This window comes from Micromonospora sp. LOL_023, from assembly GCF_048060115.1.
Classification (GTDB): domain Bacteria; phylum Actinomycetota; class Actinomycetes; order Mycobacteriales; family Micromonosporaceae; genus Micromonospora_E.
In genome coordinates, this window is the sequence record NZ_JBHMIM010000145.1 from 1 (window position 1) to 2,377 (window position 2,377).

Sequence of the window (2,377 nt, forward strand, 5' to 3'; positions counted from 1 at the left end):
AACGACAGCCGCACCAACTCCCTCGCCAAGACAATCTCCGTCACAGAACCAACATCAGGAACAAAACCCCGGATCATCGTCATGAGCGACACTCCACCGCTCGACGGAATCCCCGGCGGCGAGCCCGGTCCGGCCGACAAAAAGTCTGACTTGGACGATCTGCAGTCCTGGGTCAGGTTCCTCAGCTACGCGAACGAGTTTCAGATCGAAGGCCTAGTTGCTGCGTCGGCTACATTTGCCAACTACGCGAACAAACAAAACATCCTCGACCTCATCGACCGATACGCCCAGGTTCACCCAAACCTACTACTGCATGACCCTTCATATCTGTCACCCGACTCGCTGCGCGCGATGACCAAGGAAGGCCTGGACGGCACTTGGGGAAGTCCCGCCAACTCCATCCTTGGAGCGGGGAAGGACACCGAGGCCTCCGAGCACATCATCAGCGTGGTCGACCGAGCCGATCCGACACCGGTCTGGATCGTCTCCTGGGGTGGTCCGCGAGAACTCGGCCAGGCACTCTGGAAAGTACAGAACACCCGCAGCCCCGCTGAGGTACAACGGTTCACAGCCAAAATCCGCGTTCACCTGATCGGCGATCAGGATGGATCCGCAGCGTGGATGCGCTCCAACTTTCCCGGCCTGTCCGTCATCAGCAACGGCTGCTACACGGGAATGGCCAACCGGTCCGGCTTCAACGGGACCTGGCTGCGGGCGAACGTCATCGGCGGGCACGGTGCGCTCGGCGCGGCCTACCCACCGGCGAACTGGAACTACAACAACGAGCGGGTGTACGAAGGTGATTCACCGTCGTTCCTGCACGTACTCAACGGGACGTTGGGTCTTGGCGATCCGCTACAGCCGGTGATGGGCGGCTGGGGCGGCAGCTTCCAAAGTTCAACCACGAACCGCTGGACGTGCTCGGCCGAGGGCGCGGGCTCGATTTCACGGTGGGAGTACGCCCGCAACTGGGATTTCGCCGCGCGGATGGACTGGATGGTCCGGCCCTACTCTCAAGCCAACCACAACCCAGTTGCCCACTTGAATGGCGACGCGTCGCGCAACGTCATCACCGTTGACGTAGCCGCCGGCTCAACTGTGCCGCTCAACGCCGTTGGGTCCACCGATCCGGATGGCAACTCACTGTCCTATAAATGGCTTCAGTATCCGGTGACGAACGGCGTCACCCTGGTGAACAGCACCAGTGATCAGGCGTACTTCGTGGCTCCGAACGCACCCGGGGCACGAATCTACATCGTGCTCGAGGTAACCGACAGCGGAAGCCCTAGCCTCACCAGCTACCGACGACTGGTGGTGAACATCCGGTAGCGCGGCATCGTCATGCAGTAGGTGGTCGCGGCACGGTCCGGCTCCTAAGGTTCTCGTCGTCTTCGGGACGATCTGTGGAGTACCGTTCCCTCGCCCGTACCATTGCCGACCCGCTACAACTCCAGGCCCAGTCGGACCGAAAGCACCGCGGTCCGACTGGGCAATTGCGGGGATTGATGGGCAATTTCAAGCACCGTTCGTGTTCCCGACCCTCGAGACGCGGGCATGAGGTCGGGGTGGCATTGGCGGCAGTGTCGACCAGGAGCGTGTCGGTGTAAGCGGTCGGTCACGCATTCAGCAATGCGTCCTGAGCCGCTGCTGCACCGCGGCAAAACTCAGCCCCGCGGGCCAGCGTGGAAGTACGTGCTGTTCGAACTGCGCCACACGTGCGCGACGAGGGAACATCTCGCCAGCGCACTGGTCGACGGTTTCGTCGCCTCGGCCGGCGAACGTGAGCACCACAACGCTGCAGCGCACCGCATCCCCACGCCGGGCCAGCCACCTCACCCGAACAGACCCGGAATGATCGGCGCCAGCTTCACCCGGGTACGCCCCGCCGTCTGACTCGCTGCCTACGCCGATCAGGTCTGACACCGCGCCGAACCTCACCGTCGACCAGGCCTTCAACGCCACCGAACGGCGCCAGGCCTGCGGTCCGACCACCCTCGATGCCATACCAGCGCCCTCACCGGCCGACTACGGCCACCTTCACCCTGCCGCAGCATGACCAGAACCCTTCACACCACCGGCCCGCGAATGGACATGTTCCTATCTAGCCAGTCGTGGGCGATCCACAGAAATCTGAATAGGTATTCACCAACGACTACCCTTGCAACGCGATTGCGCGTCTGACAAGATGACTATCGATGTAACGCGTTGGGAGCCGGGTAGCGTTGATCATCCGTGGCCGAGGGCAACGGCAACGGAAGTTCTGTCCTTGAAGCCGTGGCTTGGGGCAACCACTAGCGGCATTTGTGCTGCCCTCCTGGGCAGGGTTGCCGGCCCAAGCCTCGGCTACGCCAATCTGCTGCATTCTCACCGCACATGG

Annotated in this window: 2 protein-coding genes; both read left to right on the top strand. The window is 62.4% G+C overall.

Translation table 11 applies throughout. The annotated features are described in order from the left end of the window. On the top strand, positions 1-1,329 hold a 1,329-nt coding region (locus tag ACFHVL_RS31120), incomplete at its 5' end, for a nucleoside hydrolase-like domain-containing protein (protein ID WP_416632189.1). A gap of 300 nt (positions 1,330-1,629) precedes the next feature. Continuing rightward, positions 1,630-1,893 carry a hypothetical protein gene (locus ACFHVL_RS31125; RefSeq protein WP_416632191.1) on the top strand — a complete coding sequence of 88 codons (264 nt, stop codon included), beginning with the start codon at positions 1,630-1,632 and terminating at the stop codon, positions 1,891-1,893. Positions 1,894-2,377: the final 484 nt, after the last annotated feature.